Annotated in this window: 17 protein-coding genes; 14 read left to right on the top strand and 3 right to left on the bottom strand. The window is 63.2% G+C overall.

The genetic code is table 11. The annotated features are described in order from the left end of the window. Positions 1-27: 27 nt before the first annotated feature. The 6 genes from M728_RS12405 (at position 28) to M728_RS12380 (ending at position 6014) form a co-directional block, all read left to right on the top strand. Entirely contained in the window at positions 28-891 is an 864-nt protein-coding gene (locus M728_RS12405) for an ABC transporter permease (RefSeq protein ID WP_026618692.1), read from the top strand. Positions 892-893: 2 nt separating this feature from the next. Then, complete coding sequence (locus tag M728_RS12400) at positions 894-1682, top strand: ABC transporter permease (protein WP_026618693.1); 789 nt, start codon at positions 894-896, stop codon at positions 1680-1682. After that, a complete protein-coding gene (locus M728_RS12395; RefSeq protein ID WP_026618694.1) occupies positions 1679-2779 on the top strand; it encodes an ABC transporter ATP-binding protein in 1101 nt (366 codons plus the stop codon). Before M728_RS12400 ends, M728_RS12395 begins: the two co-directional genes overlap by 4 nt. Positions 2780-2782: 3 nt before the next feature. After that, positions 2783-3517 carry an MBL fold metallo-hydrolase gene (locus M728_RS12390; protein ID WP_026618695.1) on the top strand — a complete coding sequence of 245 codons (735 nt, stop codon included), beginning with the start codon at positions 2783-2785 and terminating at the stop codon, positions 3515-3517. A gap of 16 nt (positions 3518-3533) precedes the next feature. Further along, positions 3534-4967 (top strand): aldehyde dehydrogenase family protein, encoded by a 1434-nt coding sequence (locus M728_RS12385; protein WP_026618696.1) that lies wholly within the window; start codon positions 3534-3536, stop codon positions 4965-4967. A gap of 156 nt (positions 4968-5123) precedes the next feature. Next, on the top strand, positions 5124-6014 hold the full coding sequence (locus M728_RS12380; RefSeq protein WP_026618697.1) for a DMT family transporter: 891 nt from the start codon (positions 5124-5126) through the stop codon (positions 6012-6014). A gap of 6 nt (positions 6015-6020) precedes the next feature. Here M728_RS12380 and M728_RS12375 read toward each other — a convergent pair whose 3' ends face one another. Next, positions 6021-7199, bottom strand: a complete 1179-nt coding sequence (locus tag M728_RS12375) for an aminotransferase (protein ID WP_026618698.1) — start codon at positions 7197-7199, stop codon at positions 6021-6023. A 48-nt stretch (positions 7200-7247) separates the two neighbouring features. Next, positions 7248-8291, bottom strand: coding sequence for a LysR substrate-binding domain-containing protein (locus M728_RS12370; RefSeq protein ID WP_026618699.1), 1044 nt, complete (start codon positions 8289-8291; stop codon positions 7248-7250). A gap of 277 nt (positions 8292-8568) precedes the next feature. Between M728_RS12370 and speB the strand changes: the two genes are divergently transcribed. From speB to M728_RS12330, 8 genes are all read left to right on the top strand, one after another. Continuing rightward, a complete protein-coding gene (gene speB, locus M728_RS12365) occupies positions 8569-9627 on the top strand; it encodes an agmatinase (RefSeq protein WP_026618700.1) in 1059 nt (352 codons plus the stop codon). Between the two features lie 205 nt (positions 9628-9832). Then, the gene (locus tag M728_RS12360) at positions 9833-10912 is read left to right on the top strand and encodes a PotD/PotF family extracellular solute-binding protein (RefSeq protein WP_026618701.1); all 1080 of its coding nucleotides are present in this window, start codon (positions 9833-9835) and stop codon (positions 10910-10912) included. Positions 10913-11086: 174 nt separating this feature from the next. Further along, on the top strand, positions 11087-12124 hold the full coding sequence (locus tag M728_RS12355) for an ABC transporter ATP-binding protein (RefSeq protein WP_026618702.1): 1038 nt from the start codon (positions 11087-11089) through the stop codon (positions 12122-12124). Beyond that, a complete protein-coding gene (locus M728_RS12350; protein ID WP_026618703.1) occupies positions 12121-12975 on the top strand; it encodes an ABC transporter permease in 855 nt (284 codons plus the stop codon). Before M728_RS12355 ends, M728_RS12350 begins: the two co-directional genes overlap by 4 nt. After that, positions 12972-13772 carry an ABC transporter permease gene (locus M728_RS12345; protein WP_026618704.1) on the top strand — a complete coding sequence of 267 codons (801 nt, stop codon included), beginning with the start codon at positions 12972-12974 and terminating at the stop codon, positions 13770-13772. Before M728_RS12350 ends, M728_RS12345 begins: the two co-directional genes overlap by 4 nt. Continuing rightward, entirely contained in the window at positions 13772-14566 is a 795-nt protein-coding gene (locus M728_RS12340) for a carbon-nitrogen hydrolase family protein (RefSeq protein ID WP_026618705.1), read from the top strand. The genes M728_RS12345 and M728_RS12340 overlap by 1 nt, the downstream gene beginning before the upstream one ends. A 137-nt stretch (positions 14567-14703) precedes the next feature. Further along, entirely contained in the window at positions 14704-15657 is a 954-nt protein-coding gene (locus M728_RS12335) for a ring-cleaving dioxygenase (protein ID WP_026618706.1), read from the top strand. 112 nt (positions 15658-15769) lie between these two features. Further along, positions 15770-16333 (top strand): NADPH-dependent FMN reductase, encoded by a 564-nt coding sequence (locus tag M728_RS12330; protein ID WP_026618707.1) that lies wholly within the window; start codon positions 15770-15772, stop codon positions 16331-16333. On the opposite strand, the gene M728_RS12325 is transcribed toward M728_RS12330, so the two are convergent. Continuing rightward, positions 16330-17883: a VOC family protein gene (locus M728_RS12325; protein ID WP_026618708.1), complete on the bottom strand. Its 1554-nt coding sequence runs from the start codon at positions 17881-17883 to the stop codon at positions 16330-16332. The two genes, M728_RS12330 and M728_RS12325, sit on opposite strands and share 4 nt — an antisense overlap. Positions 17884-17899: the final 16 nt, after the last annotated feature.

The raw sequence follows: 17899 nt of genomic DNA, 5'->3' as shown, positions 1-17899 counted from the left end.
GCGCGGTGAACTCCGCATGGAGCCTTCATGACAGTCGTCACCCTTGAAGACGTCGATCGCCGGAAAGCCTGGGGCTTTGTCGCCCCGGCGCTTCTGTGGACCATCGCCTTCTTCGTCGCCCCTTTCGTCTTCACGGCGGCGATGAGCCTTTGGAAGCGCGAGGGGCGGGAGATCGTCCGGGTCTGGAATCTCGACAATTACCTGCGTTTCTTTTTGGAGAGCGCTTTCCTCAAAGGGCTGACGAATTCGGTCGAAATCACGCTGATCGTCACCGTACTCTCGGTGCTGCTTGCCTATCCGCTCGCCTGGATCATCGCCGAACGGGTGCCGAAACGCTTGCAGCGCATGGCGCTGATCCTCGCCATCCTGCCGTTCTGGACCTCCTATGTGGTGCGGTCCTATTCGTGGCTCCTCGTTCTGTCCAAGAACGGTGTCATCAACCAGGGCCTCATGGGTCTCGGCGTCATTGCCGAGCCGATCGAGATCGCCAGCACGCGCAGCGCGACCGTGCTCGGCTTCGTGCACTTCTTCGTCATGTTGCTGACGCTGACGATCTATTCCAACCTGATACAGCTTTCTCCCAATTACCGGCGTGCCGCCGCCGATCTCGGTGCCAACGCGTTCCAGACCTTCTGGCATGTCATCCTGCCGCTGACACTGCCGGGCATCATGACCGGTGCTTTCCTGACCTTCGTGCTCTGCATCGGCGACTATGTCACGCCGCAGATCCTCGGTGGCAACAATGAGCTGGTCCTGCCGCAGATCATCATGCTGCAGCTCGGTCGGCGGGCGGACTTTCCGATGGCTGCGGCGCTCTCCATCATCCTGATGCTCGTGGTTACGCTCGCCTACGTCCTTTGTGCCCGCTGGCTGAAGATCGAGAGGGCGTGACGATGCGTAGGGTCTTTCTCGGCGGCCTCTCCTGGACCTACCTCGCCGGCGCCTACGCCTTCATCTTCCTGCCCGTCTTGGTGCTGGTGCTCTTCTCCTTCCAGGACGGAAGGCTGCCGGTGCCGCCCTTCAACGGCTTCTCGACGCAATGGTACGAGGCGGTCTTTGCCGACCGTAAACTGATGGCGGCGCTCGGCAATTCGCTGCTGGTCGCGCTCGCATCCTCTATCGTCGCCTGCCTTCTCGGATTTCTCGCCGCTTACGGTCTCGCGCGCTACAGGTTGCCGGCCTCGGCGCTGCAGCGGGGGTTGCTGATCGCGCCAATGACCGTCAGTTACCTGATCATCGCGCTCGGCCTGCTCGCCGTGCTTAATGCGCTCAATGTGCCGCTGTCGCTCATGACGGTCGCGATCGGGCATGTGGTGATCAATCTGCCGCTCTGCTTCGCCATCATCTATGCCTCAATGGGCGATCACCACATCAATATCGAGCGGGCGGCGCGCGACCTCGGCGCAAGCGACTTCAAAGTGATGGTGCTGGTGACCGCCCCGATGCTGATGCCGTCGATTCTCGCCGCCTTCTTCCTCTCGGTCACCTTCAGCTGGGACGAATTCATTATCGCCTTTCTGCTTTCGCGTTTCGACGTGACGCTTCCCGTCGAGATATGGAGCATGCTGCGCTCCGGCCTCAATCCAAAGACCAATGCCATCGGTTCGCTCGTGTTTCTGGTCTCGGTGGCGCTGCTCCTGGCCCTGGAACTTTTCCTGTTCGGAAGGACGAAGAAACAATGACCGCACCCGTCTCGATCGAGCATGTCACCAAGACTTTCGGGGGCTTCACCGCGCTCGACAATGTTACGCTGGATATTCGGGCAGGCGAGTTCATCGTGCTGCTCGGCCCCTCGGGCTGCGGCAAGACCACGCTGCTCTCCATCCTCGGCGGATTCCTCTCGCCGAGCGCCGGTCGCATCGTCATCGGTGGCCGTGACATGACCTATGTGCCGCCTGCCAAACGGCCGACCACGACGATGTTTCAGGACTATGCGCTCTTTCCGCATATGCAGCTCGTCGACAATGTCGGCTTCGGCCTGAGAATGCGTGGGCTCGCCAAGGCCGAACGCTGTGAAAAAGCGCTCGGCTTCCTCGATCTTGTCGGTCTCAAAGCCTCTGCGGACAAGCGGCCGCACGAGCTTTCCGGCGGCCAGCGCCAGCGCGTGGCGCTTGCAAGGGCGCTCGCCGTCGACCCCGACGTCCTGCTTCTCGACGAGCCGCTCGGAGCCCTGGACCTGAAGCTCCGCCGCCAGATGCAGGATGAGCTGAAAGCGATCCAGAAGCGGGTCGGCACGACCTTCGTCCATGTCACCCATGATCAGGAGGAGGCGATGGCGATCGCCGACAGGATCGTCATGATGAACCAGGGGCGGATCGAGGATTTCGGCCCGCCGTCTGAGGTCTATATGCGCCCGAAATCGCTGTTTTCGGCCGGCTTCATGGGCGAAGTCAATTTCGTGCCGGGGCGTATCAGAGAGGCCGATGGCCGGTCGGCGCGGGTCGAGACTTCGCTCGGAGACATTGCCCTGCCGGCGGCGAATTTCCCCGCGGCAGCGCCGAAAGCCGGCGATGCGATCACCCTCACCATCCGACCGGAACACTTCCGCGCTTCCGACAGGACGGATGGTCCGCTGATTGCCCTCGGGGATGCGCGTGTCGTCGGCAGCGCCTTCTTCGGTACGCATTACCGCTGCCATCTCGAGCCACGGGGGGCGGCGGACAGGACGCTGGTGGCGCATCTGCCGCAGTCCGCCGACGTCGGCGAGGGGGAGATCATCCCCCTTGCGGTGCGCGCGGCCGACGTCGTAGCCTTGCCCCCGGCAAGCGGGAATGCGTGATCGATGCGTCGGATTGCTCCGGAAGACTGGTATGCGGTGAAGCGTCTCGATGACGACGTGACCGCCATATCGGAGCCTTTCATCAATGAATTCTATCGATGCAACATCTGGCATGTGCGCGGCCGCGAGCGCGACATGCTCGTGGATAGCGGCATGGGCGTGGTGTCGCTCAGGGAGTGGGTACCGCTCGTCACCGAACGCGACCTCATTGCCATCGCAAGCCATACGCATTTCGACCACATCGGCTGTCACCATGAGTTCGAGAGCCGCGCCGTTCACGCGGCCGAGGCCGATCTGTTGGCACACCCGACACGGGCGAACACACTCGCCGATCCTTACGTTTCCGACGAGATCTTCGACGCCTTGCCGCCGGAACCCTATTGTTCTGAGTGCTATGCGGTGAAAGGTGCTGGGGCGACGCGCATTCTCGAGGATGGCGATACGGTCGATCTCGGCGACCGGGTCTTCGAAGTGATCCATACGCCGGGCCATTCGCCGGGCGGCATAGCGCTCTGGGAGACGAAGACGGGTGTGCTTTTCAGCGGCGACATTCTCTACGACGGGCCGCTCATCGAGGACACCTACCACTCCAACGCAGAGCATTATCTCTCATCGATGGAGCGCCTTTTGAAGATACCGGCGCGTATCGTCCACGGCGGCCACTTTCCGAGCTTCTCCGGCGAACGTTACCGGCAGCTCATCAAGGATTGGCTCACTGACAAGCAAAAGACACTTTGACGGGAAGGAGGAGCGAATGCTCGACAAACGGAAATTCTACATCAACGGCGAATGGATCGATCCGACCACGCAAAACGATCTCTACGTGCTCAACCCGGCAACGGAAAAGCCGATAGCTGTGATCTCCATGGGCACGGCGGCTGACATCGACCGGGCGGTCGCGGCCGCCAAGAAGGCTTTCACAAACTACGCCCGGACGAGCGTCGAGGAACGGCTGGCGCTGCTCGAAAAGCTGCTCGCGATCTACAAGCGCCGTTACGACGAAATGGCCGACACGATCACCGCCGAGCTTGGTGCGCCGAAGACGATGAGCCGCGAGCAGCAAGCCGATGTCGGTGTCGGCCATCTGCAGGGCTATATCGATGCGCTGAAAAATTTGAAGCTGCGCGAGAAGCTGCCGAACGGTGACACGCTCCTGCGCGAGCCGATCGGCGTCTGTGGCCTTATCACGCCATGGAACTGGCCGGTCAATCAGATCGCGCTCAAGGTGGTGCCGGCGCTTGCTACCGGCTGCACGTGCGTCCTGAAGCCGAGCGAGTTCACGCCGCTCAACGCCATGCTCTACGCCGAGATGATCCATGAGGCGGGTTTCCCGGCCGGCGTCTTCAACCTCGTCAACGGCGACGGCATTCATGCCGGTGCGGCGCTCTCGAAGCACAAGGACATCGACATGATGTCGTTCACCGGTTCGACGCGGGCTGGCATCGCCGTCAGCAAGGATGCGGCCGATACGGTCAAGCGCGTCACGCTCGAGCTCGGCGGCAAGTCGCCGAACATCGTCTTCGCCGATGCCGATATCGAGGAACGCGTTACCGCCAGCATTCTCGAATGCTTCAACAATTCCGGCCAATCCTGCGATGCGCCCACCCGCATGCTGGTGGAACGCAGCGTCTACGACAAGGTGGTGGAGATCGCCAGCCGCGTCGGCCAGGAGGCGAGGGTCGGCGATCCGACACAAGAAGGCACGCATATCGGGCCGCTCGTCAGCCACATCCAGTACGAGCGCGTGCAGGCGCTGATCGAAGCGGGCGTTGCCGAAGGGGCGCGGCTCCTTGCCGGTGGCCCGGGCAGGCCCGAAGGTCTCGAGGCCGGCTATTTCGTCAAACCGACGATCTTCGCCGACGTCGACAATTCCATGCGGATAGCGCGTGAAGAAGTGTTCGGGCCGGTGCTTGCGATCATTCCCTTCGATACGGAGGACGAAGCGATCGAAATCGCCAACGACACCAATTACGGGCTCGCCGCCTATATCCAGACCGGCGATCCCGACCGGGCGCAGCGCGTCGCCGCGCGGCTGCGCGCCGGCATGGTGCACATCAATGGCGGCCCGCACCGCTATGGCAGCCCCTTCGGCGGCTATAAGCAGTCCGGCAACGGCCGGGAGGGCGGCATGTTCGGCCTTGAGGACTTTCTCGAGGTAAAGACGGTGCATCTGCCGGACGCAGCCTGATCGGCTGTCTCCAGGCACGGCCGCACCTTTTTGGCGTGCGGCCGTTTTTCAGCACCTTTGCGGCGAAATGCGACTGTCGTTTACCCTGCGATTCTGGTAGCTCGCTTGACGGCGTCGTCGATCTCGCGGCGTTCCCCCCTTCGATCGGATACCGCCGTGACCCAAGCCGTCAGCTCCGCCCCCTCGCAAAACTCGCTTGCCATGGCCGCACTGCTGATCGGCGGCGCCGCCATCGGCGGATCGCCGATCTTCGTAAGGCTCTCGGAAGTGGGGCCGATGGCGACCGCTTTCTGGCGTGTGGCGCTGGCATTGATACCGCTGGTCGTCTGGTCTCAGCTCCGCAATGGTGCGGCTACCGACAAGCCTCCGCAGCGACTCTCCGATTATGCTCTGCTCGTCCTGCCGGGCGTCTTTCTCGCCATCGATCTTGGCGCCTGGCATCTGTCGCTAACCATGACGTCTGTCGCCAACGCGACGCTGCTTGCCAATGTCGCGCCGGTCTTCGTGACGCTTGCAAGCTGGGTCCTGTTCCGCTCGCCCGTGAGCGGCATCTTCGTAGCTGGCCTGGTAACCGCCATCGCCGGCGTTATAGTCCTGAAGGGTGGCCCGGCCGCGCTTGGCGGCGGCGACATTGCCGGGGACGGAATCGCGATCATCGCCGCCATGTTCTACGCGGGCTACATTCTCGCCATAGGCCGACTGCGAAGCCGTTTCAGCACCAACCGGATCATGCTCTGGAGCACGGCGTCGGCGGCCGCCTGTATGCTGCCGATGGCTTTCTTCACCGAGCCCTCTTTGTTGCCGCCGAGCGCTTTCGGCTGGGCCATGCTCATCGGCCTCGCCTTCGTCAGCCATGCCGGCGGGCAGGTGGCGATCACCTATGCGCTCGCCTATTTGCCGCCAGCCTTTTCTTCGCTGACGCTGCTGCTGCAGCCGGTAGTCGCCGCGCTGCTCGCCTGGGTCTTGCTGAGCGAGCCCGTGGGCCTGATGCAGGCGATCGGCGGCGCGATCGTGCTGATCGGCATCCTGATCGCCCGTAGAGGCTAAACCCGCTTAGATACCCGGCAGAGCAAAACCCGCGAGCCGCTCCTCGAGTTTGAGGATCGTCGGCACGTCGGCATTGGCGAAGGCGAAGCGCAGGTAGTTTTCCTGGCCTTCGCCGAAATAGTCGCCCGGCAGGCAGATGACGCCGGCGAGCTTCGCGAGCTTCTCGGCGACGAATTGCGAGTCGATGTCGGGGAAGGGGTGGCGGATGTAGGCGAAATAAGCGCCGACGGCCTGCAGCTTCCATTGGGGCAGGCGGCTCATGACGTCTCTCATCGCATTCGCGCGGGCGGCGATCTCGGCACGGTTCGTAAGCCGCCAGGCGGCGAGAGCAGGAATGGCCCTGGCGACGGCGGCCTGCGCTGAGCGCGGCGCGCAGATCTGCAGGTTGTCCATGATCTTGGCAACCTGCGCGATGAGCGCGGGGCCGGCGGTGATTGCGCCGAGGCGATGGCCGGGGATACAGAAGGACTTCGAGAAGCTGTAGAGGCCGATGAAGCCGTCCTGCCATCCTTTGGCGCGGAGCAGACCATGCGGAGCGGCGGCCGCGTCCGGCAGGAAGTCGCGGTAAGTTTCGTCCAGAATCAGCCAGGTGCCATTGGCCCGGCAGAGTTCGTGGATGCGCTGGAGCAGGTCCGGCGGATAGACCGCGCCGGTCGGATTGTTGGGCGAGACGAGTGCGAGGGCGCGAATGCCCGGCCGGAGGGCGGAAGCGATCGTCTCAACCTCGGGCAGGAAGCCCGCGCCCGCGTCCAATGGCGCAAGCTCGACATTGATGCCGAGCATCGCCAGCGTCGTTTCCTGGTTGAAATAATAGGGATTGGTCATCAGGACGGTATCGCCGGCGCCGGCGATTGCCATCGCGACTGCGATGAAGGCCTGGTTGCAGCCGGAGGTGATGTGGATGTTTTCGGCGGTGATCGCCGCGCCGTAGAGCGTCGCAACCTGTTCGGCATAGGCCGTGCGCAATTCCGGCTCGCCTTCGATCGCGCCATAGCCCGTATACTCAGTCGATGCAGCGGTTTCCCCCAGCCATCTCAGCATGTCGGGATGGGGGGGATAGCCCGGCACGGCCTGCGAGAGATCGATCAACGGGCCTTTTGCCCCGTCATAGGCCTTCGCCCATGCGAGCACCGAGGGCACCGGCGGCGGCGAGAGCTTTTCGACGAGGGGATTGAAACGCGGCATGACGGATTTCCTGTCGTTGAACGGATTGAGGGGTTTTCGGCTCCCGCGTTATGACTTGATCTTGCGTTTTTGCGGGCGTTCGGGACGCCGGTTGCGTGGCGAGGAAACGGGTCGGAAGTTCTCCGGTGTTGCCTTCCGGCCGGCGCCTTCCTGCTTCGACATGCGGCTGCGAATAATCGTGCGGGCCGACATCTGCAGCTCCGGCATGGGGTCGCTTTCTAGGGCGGCAAAGAGCCAGTCTATGAAGACGCGGACGATCGGCGCCGCAAGGACCTCGTTGCGGCAGGCAACGAAGAATGCGTCGTTGGCCGGAACGGTCAGATCGAAGGGCGCGATCAGTTCGCCACGGGCGATCAGGCTGCCGGCGGTGATCGTGTCGCCGAGCGCCACGCCCTGATTATGGAGTGCGGCTTCCGTCGAAAGGCGCGCATCGCTCATGAAATGCTGGCGGCCGCGCTGCAGATCGATTGCATCGGCGGCGGCGAGCCAGGTGTTCCACTCACGGCCGTCGTCGCCGTGCAGCATCACGTGGTCGCGCAGATCGCGGATGGAGCGGAGAGGGCGCATGTTGAGCAGCGTCGGGCTGACGACGGGGAAGAGTTCGAGCCGACTCCAGAGCCGCGCCCAGCGGTCCGGCCAATTACCATCTCCATAGAGCAGGCAGACGTCGACATCGGGCGAATGGAGATTCGCCTGGTCATTGGAGGCGATCAGCTTCAACCGCACGTCAGGGAACTGCTCGGTGAATTGATGGAGCCGCGGGATCATCCAGAAGGAGAGCAGTGCCGGTACGCAGGTCACCCGGAGTTCGCCGCTGGTTGCGGGCCGCGTCATCGCCGCCGTCGCCGCGGCTATCTCGGCAAAGGCGTGGGTGACCGCCGGTAGGAGCAAAGCGCCCTGGGGCGTCAGCCGCAACCGCTTGCCGCCGCGCTCGAAAAGGGGTGCGTTGAAGGAGTGTTCGAGCGCCCGGATCTGGTGGCTTATCGCGCCGTGGGTGACGTTGAGCTCGCGCGCAGCAGCGGAAACCGAGCCGCGCCGGGCTGTCGCTTCGAAGGCGCGCAGCGGGTTCAGCGGGGGCAGGCGGCTCGACAAGAAACGGCTCCGGAGGGTTGGCGCTGATGTGAATTTTTCTCACACGAAACGCTATAACAATGTCAATTGATTTTCCAGAAGATTTGTCCCCTAATATGTCCAATAAAAACGAATGCCCTGGGGAACTCGATCGCGCCGTGCCAGCTCGGCGAAACTTCAGATGAGGTTCTGCTGCGCGTCATGTGCCTGCCCCGGATTGATCTAACAAGTAGAGCGGGATGAGCGGAAACCGCACACCTTCCGCATTCCGCCCTGTAGACACGGGAGATTCCGGCGGATGGCCTGGGACGAGAAGAAGCTAAACGAATTGAGGGCGAAATACGGCGAAAGCCATGGCGGCGAGCTTTTCGATCCGACGTTCCGCAAGGTCGCGGACAAGATCTTCACGAAAAGCGGTACGCGGCTCGCGCCCTTTGCCGGCGTTCCGACCTTTCTGAGCGCGCCCTACATGCCGGTCGATGCCGCGAATCCGGATTTCGGCAATCTCCAGGTGGCGATCGTCGGCATTCCCATGGATCTCGGCGTCACCAACCGCCCGGGCTCCCGTTTCGGACCGCGGGCGCTGCGTGCGATCGAGCGCATCGGTCCCTATAACCATGTTCTCGGCTGCGCGCCGGTGCATGATCTCAGGGTCGCCGATATCGGCGACATTCCCTTCCGCAGCCGCTACCGCCTGGAACTCAGCCACGAGGACATCGAGAAGCGCATCGATCAGATCGTCGACGCAGGCGTCGTGCCGCTCTCCGTCGGCGGCGACCATTCGATCACGCACCCGATTCTGAAGGTCGTAGGGAAAAAAGAGCCCGTCGGCATGATCCATATCGATGCGCATTGCGACACCGGAGGCGCCTTCGATCTCACCAAGTTCCACCACGGTGGGCCGTTCCGCAATGCCGTACTCGACGGCGTGCTCGATCCGACCCGCGTCATCCAGATCGGCATCCGTGGCGCGGCCGAGTATCTCTGGGAGTTCTCCTATGAGTCGGGCATGACCGTGATCCATGCGGAGGAGGTCACGGGCCTCGGCATTCCCGCCATGATCGAGAAGGCGAAGAAGATCGTCGGTGACGGCCCGACCTATCTCTCCTTCGACGTTGACAGCCTCGATCCGAGTTTCGCACCGGGCACGGGCACACCTGAAGTCGGCGGGCTCACGACTCGCGAGGTGCTGGAACTGATCCGCGGCCTCAAGGGCGTCAATCTCGTCGGCGGCGATGTTGTCGAGGTGGCGCCGCAATACGACGCGACGACCAACACCGCTCACGCCGGCGCCCAGGTGCTTTTCGAGATCCTGAGCCTGATGGTCTTCAGCCCCACCGTTGCCAGCAAGGCATGATGGGAAGCATGAAGGTCCATGATCTTGCGTGACGACCGGGTGATTGCAGCGCGATAATAAGGCCCGAGTCCTCGGGACAGCGCGGGAGCGATCGCAGCGTGCGGGCGGAATAGAGGCGGAGGCTCGCTTCATCCCGCCTAGAAGACATAAAGAATCAACTGGAACAGGGAACGCGGCAACGACCGCAAAACAAAGGAGACATGCAATGAACATCAATTCGATCAAGCGCCGCACGCTGCTCGGCGCGGGGCTTGCCGGCGCGTCGATGCTGGCAGTGCCGGCGGTGCTTCGGGCGCAGGACAGGTCGCTGAAGGTCGGCGTCTATGGCGGCTACTTCAAGGACTCCTTCGACAAGAACATCTTCCCGGAATTCACCAAGGCAACCGGAATCGCAGTGGAATCCGTCGCCGAGCCCACCGGCGAGGCCTGGCTGGTGCAGCTCGAGCAAGCGGCCCGCGCCGGCCAAGCGCCGGCCGACGTCTCGATGATGTCGCAGGTCGCGATGCTCAAAGGGCAGGCGACCGAGCTCTGGACGCCGATCGACATGGCGAAAATCAAGAACGCATCGAACCTGCTCGATCGCTTCGTCAACAAATATCCGGATGGCCGCGTCGCCGGCGTCGGGGCGGTTTCGTGGTACATCACGCTGGTGACCAACACCAATGTCTACAAGGAGGCGCCGACCTCCTGGGCCGCCTTCTGGGATCCGGCGAATGCCGACAAGCTTGGCCTGCTGGCGCTGGTCTCCAACTCGTTCCTCCTCGAAGTGACAGCCAAGACCTTCATGGGCGGCACCAATGCGCTCGACACCGAAGAGGGCATTCTGAAAACATTCGAGAAGCTCGCCGAAGTGAAGCCGAACGTCCGCCTCTGGTATCGCGACGAAGCGCAGTTTGAGCAGGCGCTGAAGTCCGGCGAAATCCCGATGGGCCAGTACTATCACGACGTTACCGGTCTTGCCGCGGCCGACGGGCATCCGGTCCGCTCCACATTCCCGAAGGAAGGCGGCATCCAGGATTCCGGCTGCTGGGCTCTGTCGCGCGCCTCGCAGAAGGCCGAAGAGGCGCATATCTTCATCGACTATATGTGCCAGCCCTCGATCCAGGCGACGCTCTCGCGCAAGGTCGGCACTTCGCCGACGGTCAAGCGGGAATCGACCGACCTGACGGACAAGGAATTTTCGGCCGTCTCCTCCGATATCGAGCCGATCGTTCCGCGTTACGATCTCTATCAGACGAAGTCGGATTGGCTGAACCAGAAGTGGACGGAGTTGATCGTCGGCTGAGACGCATCGGCCCCGCACGGGATTCAGCCGGTGCGGGGTAGGGACCGCGTTGCATAGCCCCTTAAACCCGAGGCGGTTTAGGGATAACCTGATGCGAATTTTTGTTGTCGCGGCCTCAGCGCCTCACGCGACGGCGCCGTGACATCCGCGCATAATGCGCGAAACGGGGTACACATGTCCGGACTTGCCCTTCAAAACGTCGTCAAGGAATTCGGGGCCTTCAGGGCCGTCAACGACGTCGACCTCACGGTGCCGCACGGCACCTTCGTCTGCATGCTAGGGCCGTCAGGCTGCGGCAAGACCACGCTCTTGCGCATGATCGCGGGGCTCGACCTGCCAACCTCGGGCGCTATACGGCTCGACGGCGAAGACATCACGCGCGTGCCCACGCACAAGCGCAATCTCGGCATGGTGTTCCAGTCGCTGGCACTCTTCCCGCATTTGACCGTCGGCGAGAACATCGCCTATCCCTTGCGCATCCGCAGCGCGCCGAAGGAGGATCAGAAGAGGCGCGTCGACGAGCTTCTGTCGATGATCCATCTTCAGGGCTATGCCGATCGGCCGGTCTCCAAGCTTTCCGGCGGCCAGCGCCAGCGCGTCGCGATCGCCCGCGCGCTCGCGATCTCGCCGAAGCTCTTCCTGCTCGACGAACCTCTTTCGGCGCTCGATGCCAAGCTGCGCGAGGCGATGCAGGTGGAACTCAGGCAATTGCAGCAGAAGCTCGGCATCACCACGATCGTCGTCACCCACGACCAGCGCGAGGCGATGACCATGGCCGATACGGTGGTCGTCATGAACGGCGGCGAAATTCGCCAGGCCGCCTCGCCGATCGAAATCTATCGCCGGCCGGCCGACAGTTTCGTCGCGGACTTCATCGGCCAGACCAATTTGATCGAAGCGGAGGAGGACACCCTGGGCCATGTGACGGTGCTGGGGCAGCCGGTGCCGGGGCTGCAACTGCCGCCGGGTGCTGCGAAGGCAACGCTTTCGATCCGCCCGGAGGACGTGCACCTGACGGCGCCCGGCGCCGGTGCGCTTTCCGGCAAGGTCACCTTTGTGCGCGATCTCGGCGGTACGATCGAGACCTTTCTCGACGTTGCCGGACGCCAGATCGTCGCCGTTTCGACGCCGCGGGCCCGGCCGGACGTCACGGTCGGCCAGGAGGTCGGCGTCGCGCTCACTCCGGATTGCTGCGTGGTACTGCGCAAATGAGACGCGAACCGCCCCAGACTCTCGGCGACTACTCGCCGCTTCTCTTCCCCGCGGCGATGCTCACTATCTTCTTCGTCGTGCCCTTCGGCACGATGATCGCCGTCAGCTTCTTCCAGCGCCAGCAGGGCGGCTTCTACACGCCGGCCTTCGTCTACGACAATTACGCCCGCTTTCTTTCGGCCTTCTTCGGCGGCGTGCTCGGCTTCTCGCTGATGCTGGCAATCGCAGTTGCCATATGCTGCGTCGTGCTGGCGCTGCCCTTCACCTATCTCTTGACGCGCATGGCACGTAGCGTGCAGGTCGTCTGGCTCGTCGCATTGCTCTCGGTGCTCTCGCTCTCCGAGGTCATCATTGGCTTTGCCTGGTCGACGCTTTTCTCCCGCACGGCCGGCATCACCAACATTCTCGTGGCGCTCGGCCTCATGAGCGAGGCGAAAGCGCTCACGCCGAGCTTCGCGGCGGTGCTGACCGGCATGGTGTACCAGGCCTTTCCCTATACGGTGCTGGTGCTCTTCCCCGCGCTCGTACGCCTTGACCCGACGCTGACGGAGGCCGCCCGCACGCTTGGGGCCTCGCCGCTCAAGGCCTTCTTCACGGTCGTCGTGCCGGCGCTCAGGAACACTGTCGTGGCGACGCTGATCATGGTCTTCATCTTCGCGCTCGGCTCCTACCTCCTGCCGCAACTGCTCGGCCGCCCGCAGCACTGGACGCTTTCGGTGCTGATCACCGATCAGGCGATCTACCAATCCAACATGCCGTTTGCCGCGGCGATGGCGGTGTTCCTGGTGCTGGTGACGCTCGGACTGGTGGCGCTGACGGTGATTGCCGGACGGAAGGGAGAAGCGGCATGACCTCCGTTTTCCGCAGGTTCTATTTCTTCGTGATCGCGCTCTTTCTCGCACTGCCGCTGATTGTCGTCGCCGGCGTCTCGGTCAACCAGAAGCAGACGCTCGCCTTTCCGCCGGAGGGCTTCTCGGCCTCCTGGTACGGCGAAATCTTCCTCAATCCCGAGTGGCGCAACGCGCTTGTCGCCTCGGTGACGCTCGCGCTTCTTTCGGCCGCACTGGCCGTCGCCATCGCGCTGCCGCTTGCCTGGTTCCTCTGGCGGCGGGTTGCGCCCTGGGCGAACATCTTTCAGCTCCTGGGCGTCGCCCCCTTCACGCTGCCGCCGGTCATCACGGCGCTCGGCCTGCTGACCTTCTGGGCGACTGCCGGCTTCTACGGTCAACCCTGGACGGCGGTCGTCAGCCACGCGATCTTCTTCGTGACCCTGCCGCTCGTGACGCTGTCGCTCGGCTTCACCTCGATCGATCGCTCGCTGGTCGAGGCGGCCGCGACGATGGGCGCGGATGACCGCACCATCTTCCGCACGATCGTGCTCCCGCTGATCCTGCCCTATATCGTCTCCGGCTACGCCTTTGCCTTCGTGCTTTCACTCAACGAATATATCGTCGCCTACATGACCGTCGGCTTCACGATGGAGACGCTGCCGATCAAGATCTTCAACGCGCTGCGCTACGGCTATACGCCGACCATGGCTTCGGTGACGATCCTCTTCGTTTCCACCGCTGCCATTATCTTCAGCCTCGTCGCGCGCTTCGGCGACCTGCCGAAGCTGCTCGGCGCCATGTCGTCGGACGGAAAGTAATGAAGCTCGCGGCCCTGCAGATGAGAAGCGTTGGTGGCGACCCTGCCGCCAATCTCGCGCGCATCGAGGGCGCGGCGGACGAGGCCGCCGGCAAGGGCGCGACCCTGCTCGTGACGCCGGAGCTCGGGATCACCGGCTATGGTGCCAGTGAGGCTATTCCGGCGCTCGCCGAGCCGGCCGACGGGCCGATCGTTCGGGAGCTGCAGCGTATCTCGCGGAACGCCGGCATCGGGATCATTGCAGGCTTCGCCGAGCGGGAGGGCCGCACCGTCTATAACGGCGCCGTCTATGTCAACGGCGATGCTGACCCCATCGTCTATCGCAAGTCGCATCTTTACGGCGACTATGAGCGCTCGCTTTTCACGCCGTCCGAACCGTCGACGCGTCTCTTCGAGCATCGCGGTGTCACCTGCGGCATGCTGATCTGCTACGATGTCGAGTTTCCGGAAAACGTGCGCCGGCTCGCGCTCGCCGGTGCGGACGCAGTCATTGTGCCGACCGCGCTTCCGGCCGGCTGGTCGGGCACCTTCATCACCGAGCACATGATCCAGACGCGCGCCTTCGAAAACCAGGTCTTCGTCGCCTACATCAATCATTGCGGCTCCGACGCGCTGTTCTCATTTGCCGGGCTGTCGCGCGTTGCCTCGCCGGACGGGCAGGTTCTGGCAAGGGCGAACTCGGCCGATGAAACGCTGATCTTGGCCGAAATCGACCCGAAGGCTTTCGCCATTTCGCGGGCGGACAATACTTATCTTGAAGATTTGCGTCGGATACCGCGCGATCGTTCGCTCTGAGCGAACATTCCGTTCCTCTCGCCGCTCTTTGAGAAACAATCGCTCGGGCTGATATTGTGCTCAACGAAATGCCCGCCCACGGCGCCGCGCGTCCAGAACCCGTAAAAGGTGCCGCAACATTGGCTTAGGAGGCACTCATGAGCTTGCAACTGACCGGTATCCATCATCTGACTGCGATCACTGCGAACGCGCTCGAAAACCTGCGCTTCTACACGAAAACGTTGGGGCTTCGCCTAGTCAAGAAGACCGTCAACGAAGACGACACCAGCGCCTATCATCTTTTCTACGCCGACGGGCAGGCGACGCCCGGCACGGACTTGACCTTTTTCGACTGGCCCGTAGGGCCCGAGGGGCGGGGAACGCACAGCATCGCGCGCACCGGCCTTCGCGTCGGCAGCGCCGAAACCGTCAGGTGGTGGAAACGGCGCTTCGATGAACTGAAGGTTACGTCGGGCAATGTTGGCGAAATCGACGGGCGGGTTTCGCTCGACTTCGAGGACGGCGAAGGTCAGCGCTTTCGGCTCGTCGATGATGGCGGGCTTCAGCCTTCGCATCCCTGGGAGAAGAGCCCGATACCCGCCGGTCATCAGATCAAGGGCCTGGGTCCGATCACCATCAGCGTGCCGAACATCGCCAATACCGCGCTCGTGCTGACGCATGTGATGAACATGACCGAGGTGCGGAGCTATCCGTCACCCGACGGAGTCGGAGAGGTGCATGTCTTTTCGATGGGCGAGGGCGGGCCGGCTGCCGAATTGCACGTCGCGGTCCAGCCGGGCCTGCCGATCGCACGCCAGGGAGCGGGCGCCGTCCACCATGTCGCCTTCCGGGCGCCGGATCTCGACACGCTGCATCAATGGACGGAACGGCTGAACGATTTCCGCCTGCCTTCGAGCGGTGAGGTCGAGCGCTTCTATTTCCGCTCGCTCTATTTCCGTGAGCCGAACGGCATCCTGTTCGAGATTGCCACCGACGGACCCGGCTTCGCAGTCGACGAGCCGATGGAGACGCTCGGCGAAAGCCTGTCGCTGCCGCCCTTCCTCGAGCCGCGACGCGCTCAGATCGAGGCGAGATTGAAGCCGCTGGAATAGCGGCGGTTGTTTACGATATGCGGAAGCCGGGGTCGATTTCCGGCTTTCCTTTTCTTTCCACATTCCTAGTTCTTTCATTGAATTCGGCGTGTGTGAAAGGATGTATTTATCGATGACCAAGCTTCTCGGCATATCGGGCAGTCTGCGGAAAGCGTCGTTCAACACGGGATTGCTGAACGCGGCGAAAGCGGTCGCGCCCGACGGCGTCGAATTTGAAACGGCAACCTTGCACGGCATCCCGCTTTACGATGGCGATGTGGAGGCCGAGAGCGGCGTCCCGGCCGCGGCAACGGCGCTCAAGCAAAAGATAATCTCCGCGGATGGAGTGATCCTGTTCACCCCGGAATACAACAATTCGATTCCCGGCGTTTTCAAGAACGCAATCGACTGGCTGAGCCGCCCGCCCGCCGACATTCGAAAGGTCTTCGGCGGTCGACCTTTTGCTCTCGCCGGTGCGTCTTCGAGCAGTTTCGGGACCATTCTCAGTCAGAACGCCTGGCTTTCAGTGATGCGGACGCTCGGCGCCCAGCTTTGGTCGGGCAAGCGGCTGATGGTGCCGAAAGCGGACGCGCTGTTCGACGGCGATGGGCAACTGACCGACGACCATACCCGCGAGCGACTGCGCGGCTTCGTCCAGGCCTTCGCCGACCATGTCGCGACCGCGAAGGTGAGCTAAAGACCATTTTCATCGAGCCAGCGGCGAATGGCGGCTACGTCTTCGTCGCCGATTCCGTGGTGGGTGTCGATGTCCAAGGCCTCGAGCGCTGCGCCGGCATCTGCGAGCATACGCCTCAAGGCAGGTGCATGCTTGCCGTAAGGATCGTCCTTGCCGGTGAGCATCAGGACTCTGGTGGCGGCAAGATCGGCGCTCGGCGCGTTCTCGAGCGCGGCCATGGCTCTCATCAGCACGACGTTCCTGATCGCGCCCGGATGGAGCAGCATCACGGCCGCCAGCAGGTTCGCACCGTTCGAGTATCCGATGAACACGGTACGGTCCGGATCAAGCCCGTAGCCTTGGCGCGCGTCTTCGACGAAAGCGATGAAGGCTTCCGCCTCCGAGCGGATGTCCACTTGATCGAAGGTCGTCATCGAAAGGCGCCGGAACCAGCGCGGAAAGCCTTCCTCGGTGCTGCGGCCGCGCACGCCCATCAGCGTGGCATGCGGATCGACCTGATGGCCGAAGGGCAGCATGTCGATCTCATTGCCGCCACTGCCGTGCAGCAGCACGAAGGTGCGGTCACTCGCCTTCTCCGGATAGTAGAGGCGATGGACGAAAGGCAGGTCCCGCTGCGCCGGACGCGGCTCGCCCGGCAGCGCAAATTGCGGCAGCTTGACCAAGGCTGCGGCATCTTTGGTCAGATGCGGCGGCAGGAACAGCGTCGAGCCGAGCGCGTCCGGAGGCTCGTCGACCGCGAAGCCGGGCCCGTCGGTGGCGAACTCGCAGAGCGAGCCGCCCGGTTCGCGCACATAAAGGGAGAAGAAGTATTTCCGGTCGTGCGCATTGGTCGCGCCGGCATGCTCCTGCTCGAGATCGGCGCGCACCGCAAGCACCGTCGCCTCGTCGGGCGCGCGAAAAGCGATATGATCGATCGTGCCGGTGCCGGGGGCAGCGCTCCAGAAGCCGGCAGCGTCGCGCACGTCGATCACGTCTCCGGACGACGAGGTGAGACGGCGGATGGTCTCTGTCGCGGCCGTTTCCCTATAGCCGAAATGGTTCTGCAGAAAGTGGGCCGTTTCCTTCGGCTTTTCGGTAAGCACGGTTGCTCCGCGCAACCGCCGGATCGAGTCGGTTTCGGGAATATCGCGGCTCGCCCACGGGGCCGGCTCGGAAAGCGTGTTGGTCCCGACGAGCTTGACGATCACGCCGTCCGGATCCTTCAATCTCATGACCGGCTCGCCGAATTCCTGTGCCGGTCCGGTCGTCTGGACGTTGAACTGCAGGGCCCGCGTCAGCCAGAAGCCGATACTCTCCGGCGGAATGGCGAAGGCGATCTCGCTCGGCTGCCCGTGGCCGACACGCCCGGGAGAGCCGTCCTCCCAGATCAGAAAGCTGACGAGCGAGCCCGGCGAGCCCGCGGCATCGCCGTAAAAGAGATGCAACTGATTGGGGTCCTCGTAGCCGCCGGTCCGCTTTACGAGATGGAGGCCGAGGAAACCCACGTAAAAATCGACATTCGCCTGCACCTTGCGGGCAATCAGCGTGATGTGGTGGATGCCGCTCGTCACGGTCTCTGTCCTCCCT

This window comes from Ensifer sp. WSM1721 (assembly GCF_000513895.2).
In the GTDB taxonomy this organism is placed as follows: Bacteria; Pseudomonadota; Alphaproteobacteria; order Rhizobiales; family Rhizobiaceae; genus Sinorhizobium.
This window is presented reverse-complemented; position numbering and strand designations above follow the sequence as displayed.

Coding starts and splice junctions, on each gene's coding strand:
- M728_RS12405 (WP_026618692.1), top strand. CDS start 28: ATGACAGTCGTCACCCTTGAAGACGTCGATCGCCGGAAAGCCTGGGGC.
- M728_RS12395 (WP_026618694.1), top strand. CDS start 1,679: ATGACCGCACCCGTCTCGATCGAGCATGTCACCAAGACTTTCGGGGGC.
- M728_RS12390 (WP_026618695.1), top strand. CDS start 2,783: ATGCGTCGGATTGCTCCGGAAGACTGGTATGCGGTGAAGCGTCTCGAT.
- M728_RS12400 (WP_026618693.1), top strand. CDS start 894: ATGCGTAGGGTCTTTCTCGGCGGCCTCTCCTGGACCTACCTCGCCGGC.
- M728_RS12360 (WP_026618701.1), top strand. CDS start 9,833: ATGAACATCAATTCGATCAAGCGCCGCACGCTGCTCGGCGCGGGGCTT.
- M728_RS12375 (WP_026618698.1), bottom strand. CDS start 7,199: ATGCCGCGTTTCAATCCCCTCGTCGAAAAGCTCTCGCCGCCGCCGGTG.
- M728_RS12335 (WP_026618706.1), top strand. CDS start 14,704: ATGAGCTTGCAACTGACCGGTATCCATCATCTGACTGCGATCACTGCG.
- M728_RS12385 (WP_026618696.1), top strand. CDS start 3,534: ATGCTCGACAAACGGAAATTCTACATCAACGGCGAATGGATCGATCCG.
- M728_RS12345 (WP_026618704.1), top strand. CDS start 12,972: ATGACCTCCGTTTTCCGCAGGTTCTATTTCTTCGTGATCGCGCTCTTT.
- M728_RS12330 (WP_026618707.1), top strand. CDS start 15,770: ATGACCAAGCTTCTCGGCATATCGGGCAGTCTGCGGAAAGCGTCGTTC.
- M728_RS12355 (WP_026618702.1), top strand. CDS start 11,087: ATGTCCGGACTTGCCCTTCAAAACGTCGTCAAGGAATTCGGGGCCTTC.
- speB (WP_026618700.1), top strand. CDS start 8,569: ATGGCCTGGGACGAGAAGAAGCTAAACGAATTGAGGGCGAAATACGGC.
- M728_RS12340 (WP_026618705.1), top strand. CDS start 13,772: ATGAAGCTCGCGGCCCTGCAGATGAGAAGCGTTGGTGGCGACCCTGCC.
- M728_RS12350 (WP_026618703.1), top strand. CDS start 12,121: ATGAGACGCGAACCGCCCCAGACTCTCGGCGACTACTCGCCGCTTCTC.